At 69.4% G+C, this 1,702-nt stretch carries 2 protein-coding genes and 1 pseudogene; all 3 read left to right on the plus strand.

Annotated elements, in window-relative coordinates; all coding sequences use genetic code 11:
- Nucleotides 1-732: pseudogene (locus tag SY1_RS12405) on the plus strand (hypothetical protein); the annotation flags it as partial.
- Nucleotides 687-781, plus strand: a 95-nt coding sequence (locus SY1_RS12570; protein WP_279369750.1) for a hypothetical protein, incomplete at its 3' end; no start/stop codon positions are given. The pseudogene SY1_RS12405 and the gene SY1_RS12570, both read left to right, overlap by 46 nt.
- A 63-nt stretch (nucleotides 782-844) precedes the next feature.
- Nucleotides 845-1,702, plus strand: an 858-nt coding sequence (locus tag SY1_RS12410) for a diol dehydratase reactivase subunit alpha (RefSeq protein WP_243440721.1), incomplete at its 3' end; no start/stop codon positions are given.

Raw genomic sequence — 1,702 nt, forward strand, 5'->3', positions numbered from 1 at the left:
ATAGCGGGTATCGATATCGGCAACTCGACGACCGAAGTCGCCCTTGGGCGCGTGGAGGACGGACGGGTGAGCTTCCTGTCCTCCTCCATCGCCTACACCTCCGGCATCAAGGGGACGACGCAGAACGTCCTGGGCGTCCGCAACGCCCTCTCCGAGGCCCTGGAGAGGGCGGGGTGGGGGCGCGACGACTTTTCCAGGGTGGACCTCATCCGCATCAACCGGGCGGCCCCCGTCATCGGGGAGGTCGCCATGGAGACCGTGACGGAGACGATCATCACGGAGTCCACCATGATCGGGCACAACCCCTCCACTCCGGGCGGCGTCGGCGTCGGCCAGGGGGAGACGGTGGCGTTCGACGGGCTCTCGAACTGCGCTCCGGGCAGGGCCTGCACCGTCGTGGTCCCCGGCTCCGTGGACTACGAGCGGGCGGCCGCGGGCATCGCCGCCGCCATGGAGCACGGCGTTGACGTTACCTGCGCCATCTGCCGGAACGACGACGGCGTCCTCATCGCAAACCGGCTTCCGCGCGCCATCCCCATCGTGGACGAGGTGCGGGCCATCGACCGCGTGCCGCTGGGGATGCAGGCCTGCGTGGAGGTGGCCCGCCGGGCAGGTGGTGGAGCTCCTGGCAACCCTACGACATCGCGACGATCTTCGGGCTCTCGCCGGACGAGACGCGCCAGGTGGTGCCGGTGGCGCGCGCCCTGGTCGGCAACCGGTCGGCCGTGGTGATCCGGACGCCCCTCGGCGAGGTGAAGGAGCGCCGCATCCCCGCGGGGGANCTGACCATCCGGGCCCCAACGGCAAGCGCGGCATCGCCGTGGACGAGGGGGCGGAGAAGATCATGAAACTCGTCTCCGCCTCGCAGCCCATCTCGGACGTCTTCGGCGAGCCGGGGACGAACGTCGGCGGCATGATGGAGCGCGTGCGCCGCACCATGTCCAACCTGACGGAGATCCCCCTGGCGGACGTACACATCCGCGACCTCCTGGCCGTGGACACCCAGGTGCCGCAGAAGGTGGTGGGGGGCCTGGCGGAGGAGTTCTCGCTGGAGAACGGCGTGGCCCTGGCGGTGATGGTGCAGACGGTGGACCTGCCCATGCAGCGCCTCGCGGCCGCCATCGAGGCGGACCTGCGCGTGAAGGTGGAGATCGGCGGCATCGAGGCGGAGATGGCGATCAAGGGCGCCCTCACCACGCCGGGGACCCGGCAGCCCATGGCCATCCTGGACATGGGGGCGGGCAGCACGGACGCCTCCTTCATGCGCGAGGACGGTTCGGAGAGCCTGATCCACCTGGCCGGAGCGGGCCAGATGGTGAACACGATCATCGCGAGCGAGTTGGGCATCGACAGCATGGACCTGGCGGAGTCCATCAAGCGGACGCCCCTCTGCAAGGCGGAGAGCGTCTACAACATCCGGCTCGAGGACGGGACGGTGCGCTTCTTTGACAAGCCGCTGCCCCCTCACGTCTTCGGCAGGGTCTGCCTCCTGCACAGCGAGACGGACCTGGAGCCCCTCCCTCTGAACAACGTCCCGATGGACCGCATCCGAAGCATCCGGCGCAGCGCAAAGCAGCAGGTCTTCGCGGCGAACGCGGTTCGCGCCCTGGAGCGCGTCGCGCCGGCGGGCAACGTCCGCCTGATCGACTTCGTCGTGCTGGTCGGGGGGTCCTCGATGGACTTTGAGATCTCCCCCATGGTG

It is taken from the genome of Fretibacterium fastidiosum, from assembly GCF_000210715.1.
Taxonomy (GTDB): domain Bacteria; phylum Synergistota; class Synergistia; order Synergistales; family Aminobacteriaceae; genus Fretibacterium; species Fretibacterium fastidiosum.